The 5,108-nt window shown below is 60.9% G+C and carries 6 protein-coding genes and 1 pseudogene; 6 read left to right on the top strand and 1 reads right to left on the bottom strand.

Going from position 1 to position 5,108, the window contains the following annotated elements; genetic code table 11:
* The 4 genes from hemA to EOA36_RS27125 all read left to right on the top strand — a co-directional run.
* Positions 1-1,055 (top strand): 5-aminolevulinate synthase (gene hemA, locus EOA36_RS27140; protein WP_127280178.1); only part of this gene is annotated, 1,055 nt, incomplete at its 5' end.
* 184 nt (positions 1,056-1,239) lie between these two features.
* Positions 1,240-1,674, top strand: coding sequence for a DUF2267 domain-containing protein (locus tag EOA36_RS27135; RefSeq protein WP_127280177.1), 435 nt, complete (start codon positions 1,240-1,242; stop codon positions 1,672-1,674).
* Positions 1,675-1,677: 3 nt separating this feature from the next.
* On the top strand, positions 1,678-2,376 hold the full coding sequence (locus EOA36_RS27130) for a phosphoribosyltransferase (RefSeq protein WP_127280176.1): 699 nt from the start codon (positions 1,678-1,680) through the stop codon (positions 2,374-2,376).
* Entirely contained in the window at positions 2,376-2,822 is a 447-nt protein-coding gene (locus tag EOA36_RS27125; RefSeq protein ID WP_127280175.1) for a pyridoxamine 5'-phosphate oxidase family protein, read from the top strand. Before EOA36_RS27130 ends, EOA36_RS27125 begins: the two co-directional genes overlap by 1 nt.
* 74 nt (positions 2,823-2,896) lie before the next feature.
* Here EOA36_RS27125 and EOA36_RS27120 read toward each other — a convergent pair whose 3' ends face one another.
* A complete protein-coding gene (locus tag EOA36_RS27120) occupies positions 2,897-3,733 on the bottom strand; it encodes a universal stress protein (protein ID WP_127280174.1) in 837 nt (278 codons plus the stop codon).
* Between the two features lie 175 nt (positions 3,734-3,908).
* Here EOA36_RS27120 and EOA36_RS27115 point away from each other — a divergent pair, with 175 nt between their 5' ends.
* Both EOA36_RS27115 and EOA36_RS27110 read left to right on the top strand, forming a co-directional pair.
* Positions 3,909-4,307 (top strand): cytochrome c, encoded by a 399-nt coding sequence (locus EOA36_RS27115; RefSeq protein WP_127280173.1) that lies wholly within the window; start codon positions 3,909-3,911, stop codon positions 4,305-4,307.
* A gap of 53 nt (positions 4,308-4,360) precedes the next feature.
* Positions 4,361-5,108, top strand: a pseudogene (locus EOA36_RS27110) (aminoglycoside phosphotransferase); the annotation flags it as partial.

Here is a 5,108-nt window from a genome sequence, read left to right as displayed (position 1 = left end):
TGGGCTCTGGCGCCGGCGGCACCCGCAACATTTCCGGCACGTCCAACCCGTTGGTCGAACTCGAGCATGAGCTGGCCGACCTGCACGGCAAGGAAGCCGCCCTGGTCTTCACCTCCGGTTTCGTCTCGAACGAAGCCTCGATCTCGACCATCGCACGGCTTTTGCCCAATTGCCTGATCATCTCGGACGAGTTGAACCATGCCTCGATGATCGAAGGCGTGCGGCGCTCGGGCGCCGAGAAGAAGATATTCCGGCACAATGACGTCGCGCATCTGGAAAGCCTTTTGCAGACGGCCGGGCGCGAACGCGCCAAGCTGATCGTCTTCGAAAGCGTCTATTCGATGGATGGCGACATCGCGCCGATCAAGGAGATCGTCGAGCTCGCCGAGCGCTACAACGCCATGACCTATATCGACGAGGTCCATGCGGTGGGCATGTACGGGCCGCGCGGCGGCGGCATCACCGAGCGCGAGGGCCTCGCCGACCGCATCGACATCATCGAGGGCACGCTGGCCAAGGCGTTCGGCACGCTGGGCGGCTACATCACCGGCACCAGTGCCGTCATCGACGCGGTGCGCTCCTATGCGCCGGGCTTCATCTTCACCACCGCGCTGCCGCCGGCCATCGCCGCCGCGGCCACCACGTCGATCCGTCACCTGAAGCGCTCGCAGGCCGAACGCGACGCCCAGCAGCAGCAGGCGAGCCGAACCAAGCAGATCCTGTCCGCCGCCGGCCTGCCGGTGATGGAATCGCCGACCCACATCGTGCCGGTTCTGGTCGGCGACCCGGAGCTGTGCAAGATGGCCAGCGACCGGCTGCTTGGCGTGCACGGCCTCTATATCCAGCCGATCAACTACCCGACCGTGCCGCGCGGCACCGAGCGGCTGCGCATCACGCCGACGCCATTCCATTCGGATGCGCTGATCGCCGAACTGCAGGACGCGCTGGTCGAAACCTGGGACGCGCTCGGCATCCCCTACGGTTCGGCGGGACGGCCGGCCGTCGCGAAAAGCGACCGGATCATTCCGCTGCTGGTGCAAAAATCCGGCGGCTGAAACCCGCCGCTTGCGCAAACGGTGTTCGTCCCCTTTGCCAGCGGGTGCGCGGCCTCCTCGAACTGGTCGAGGCGGCTGTAGAAAACAATCGGGGCGACGCACTTTTGAACGATTTGATCCTGCTCAATGCTCAAAGCCTTTCGATGCCTGAGAATGGAGTTCAAATCTTCGAGGAGCATCCGCCATGGGTCATATTTCCCACACGTCCTTTGCTGACTTCACGCACGCTGGCCAGCAGGCGCAACAATGGGTCAAGGAGCTCGCCAAGGACCTCTGCTGGAGCGAACCGAGCGCGTGCCGTCTCCTGAGATCCGTTCTACACACGGTGCGGGATTGGCTTTCGCCAGCAGAAATGGCCGATCTCTCGGCGCAACTGCCTGTTTTGGTCCGCGGCATCTATTTCGAAGGCTGGAACCCCGCGGTGCCTGCGCATGAGCGCACCAAGCGCGACTTTATTATCAGCGTTAGAAACAGTTTCGGCTACGATGAGGAGATCGATTTCGATGTCGCGATCAGTGCCGTTTTCAAGCTTCTCGACCGTCACATTTCGCATGGCGAGATCGTACAGGTCAGAAACTCGATGAAGAAGTCGCTGCGAAAACTGTGGCCGGTGGATTGACCGATGTTCCGCGACCGGGAAGACGCTGGAGTCAAGCTTGGCCTGGAACTGAGCAGGCTTCAATTGCATCACCCGATCGTACTGGCATTACCGCGCGGCGGCGTGCCCGTCGCAGTGGAAGTGGCCAAAGCCCTCCACGCTCCTCTTGATCTGCTTATCATCCGCAAGGTGGGCGCCCCGGGCAATCCCGAGCTGGCTGTTGCCGCAATCGTCGATGGCGACCCTGGGGAGGTCGTGCTGAACCGTGAGATTGTCGAGACCTATGCACTCGACGAATGCGAGCTACGTGTCTTGATTGCAAATGAGCGACCAGAACTCGAGCGCCGGCGCGCTGCCTATCGCTGGAAGACCAGACCGATCTCGATTGCGGGAAAGACCGCGATCATCGTCGATGACGGGGCCGCGACCGGTACGACCATGAAAATCGCGATCCGCGCCCTCAAGCGCCGGTCACCGAGGGAAATCGTCGTGGCAATTCCTGTTTCACCGCAAGAGACGGTCGTTGAACTGGAACAGGAAGCGGACCGTGTGGTTTGCCTTAGTCAGCCAGGACAGTTCCGGGCCTTGGGCCACCACTATCTGCGGTTCCCGCGGCTCTCTGACAACGACGTTGTCTTCGCTATGGACGAGGCTGCCCAACTGTACAAAACTGGCCAGCGGCACGTTTCCGGCCTAGCCGTAAAGAACAGGAGATCGCACTAATGCAGATCAGCACGCTTTCGGCTTTGGAATGTACCAAATTGCTGACGGCCAATCGTGTTGGCCATCTGGCATGCGCTAAGGATGGGCAGCCCTATGTCGTGCCCTTCCACTACGCCCATTCGGACGCTCATCTTTACGCGTTTTCCATGCCGGGCAAAAAGATCGAATGGATGCGGTCCAATCCGCTGGTGTCCGTCCAGGTGGACGAACATGGCCAGGGCCGAGGATGGAGAAGTGTCATTGTCGATGGCCGATATGAAGAGCTGCCCGACCGGATCGGCCACAAGCTTCAAAGGGACCATGCCTGGTCGGTGTTGAGCAAGCACACCGACTGGTGGGAGCCCGGCGCACTCAAGCCGATCACTCCTCCCGCGGCCGACAATGCACCGCATGTCTTCTTCCGGATTCTGATCGAGCAGGTGTCCGGTCGAGAGGCGAGCGAGTAAGTCCGCAACCCTTCGCTACAGGAACGAGAGCGGGCCGGCGCAAGCTGCGCCGGCCCGCTCTTCCCTGTGAATTGCTATCGCGCCATGAAGACCGGCAACGATTGACCTTCAAGCATCGACTTGGTGACCCCACCGAAAATCCGTTCGCGCAACCGGGAATGACCGTAGGCGCCCATGACCATCAGCTCAGCCGCAACGTCGCCGGCATGCTGGCGAAGCACATCGGCAACCGAATGGTTCGCGCTCGGCAGCCGGTCGACCGTAACCTTCACGCCATGCCGGGCAAGATAGGCCGCGGCATCTGCACCCGGCTCCTCGCCATGATGGAACTCATCTTCAATAGGATCGACGATGACAAGGCGCACATCTTCGGCGCCCTTCAGCATATCGAGGGACTCGCGGACGGCGCGCGATGACTCAAGGCGGGCGTCCCATGCAACGAGGACGCGTTTCGGCTTCAGCGTCGGCCGCGTGCCCTCGGGAACGAGCAGAATAGGCTTTCCCGACGAGAACAGCGTGCCCTCGATGACTTTATCCTTCAGCGTATGGCTTGCCAGCAAATCTGGCCCGAGAATGGTCAGATCGGCGTAGCGGGCACGCCTTCCGATGACGTCGTCCGCCCACCCCGTGTCGGGATAGTCGTCGCTCAGATCGGCCGATACGGCGCTCTGGGAGAGAAAGCCGGCGACATCCGAAATTCTCTTCTCGAGCCTTTTCAGCTCGGCCTGGCGTTCCTCCAGCCAGGCAGGCGAAACGACAGCGGCATACTCGCCGCCTGAGGGCGGCGCGGCAAGCTCGAGAACGAGCACGGAGAGATGGGCGCCGACCTGTTCGCACAGCGAGGCGGCTAGCTTGAGATCACCTTCACCCTGGTTCGGCCCGGTAACCGTAAGCAAGGTCCTGAAAGTCACGGCGGCAACTCCTGATTTCGATTGAAGGATCAGTCGTGGTTTCAGTCATTAGCGAGGCTGCCCGATGCGTTCATTGCGCTGAATCAAATACCGTGACCGCGGCGGCATTTGATCCGCATCAACGCACTAGCAAACCAGGGCTGTAGGTTTCAGTCGATCAGTCGGGGAAACGCAGATGAAATTCCTGATCGCGGCGATTTTGGCGGGATTGGCCCTCAACGCAGCTGGCGCCCAGGAACTCGGCAACGGCAAGGCGGAATACATGAACTCATGCGCCGTCTGCCATGGCCTTGAAGGCAAGGGGGACGGCCCGTTGGGCGACGAGTTGTTGAAGCGGCCAAGCGACCTGACGCGCCTCTCCAGGCGCAATGGCGGCGAATTCCCTTATTGGCGCGTCTTTGCCGTCATCGACGGCCGCGGCATGGTGCCGGCGCATGGCAATCGCGACATGCCGGTCTGGGGTCGGCAATTCCTTCCGGGTGACGTGAAGAAATATGGCCCGAATGCCGGGGAAATCGTCACCAGGGAACGGATCCATGATCTGGCCGGTTATGTCGAGACGTTGCAGCAATGAAAACAGAGGGCGCAAACAGTCTCCGCACGACACAGGCATCGATGAGGCCGGACATGGTCGTTGACGAGCAGCAATCCGCTACGGCGTTCCTGCTTGATCCCGCCTCCTATGGCATGGCCGGACAGGTCGAAGCGATCGAGACTCATATCTCGCGAATTTTCTTGATCGATGGACGTGCCTTTAAGATGAAACGGGCGGTCAAGCTGCCCTATGTCGATTTCTCGACGCCAGCACTAAGGCTGGCCGCTTGCGAAAAAGAGGTGGAACTCAACGCCAGGACCGCACCCGGCCTCTATCTGGGCGTGCGGCGCATTACCCGCGAAGTCGACGGCAAACTCGTTTTCGATGGCGCTGGCCAAATGGTCGATGCGGTGATCGAGATGGTCCGGTTTGATCAGTCGAGGCTCCTTGATCGGATGGCGACCGCGGGAGAACTGACGCCAGCGCTGATGACGGCGGTCGCACGCATGATCGTGGGACATCACCGTGCGGCGCCGAAGATCCACAACGGAACCGGCTCATTCAATTTGATGGGCGTGCTCGACATCAACGAGGCCGGCTTTGGCACCAGTCACGTTTTTACAAAACGAGAGATCGAGACGTTTGCCCGGGCTTTCCGCACCGCACTCGCGCGCCATTCCGGATTGCTGGATCGCCGGGAGGCCGCGGGCAAGATCCGCCAGTGTCATGGCGATCTGCACCTGCGCAACATCTGCCTTTTCGATGGCGAGCCTCGCCTCTTCGATTGCATCGAATTCAATGACCAGATCGCCAGCATCGATGTTCTGTACGACCTTGCCT

The organism is Mesorhizobium sp. M8A.F.Ca.ET.021.01.1.1 (assembly GCF_003998025.1).
Lineage (GTDB): Bacteria > Pseudomonadota > Alphaproteobacteria > Rhizobiales > Rhizobiaceae > Mesorhizobium.
This window is presented reverse-complemented; position numbering and strand designations above follow the sequence as displayed.

What these genes read in the sequence shown, in the direction of transcription:
- EOA36_RS27135 (WP_127280177.1), top strand. Translation starts at nt 1,240, where the DNA reads ATGGGTCATATTTCCCACACGTCCTTTGCTGACTTCACGCACGCTGGC.
- EOA36_RS27130 (WP_127280176.1), top strand. Translation starts at nt 1,678, where the DNA reads ATGTTCCGCGACCGGGAAGACGCTGGAGTCAAGCTTGGCCTGGAACTG.
- EOA36_RS27125 (WP_127280175.1), top strand. Translation starts at nt 2,376, where the DNA reads ATGCAGATCAGCACGCTTTCGGCTTTGGAATGTACCAAATTGCTGACG.
- EOA36_RS27115 (WP_127280173.1), top strand. Translation starts at nt 3,909, where the DNA reads ATGAAATTCCTGATCGCGGCGATTTTGGCGGGATTGGCCCTCAACGCA.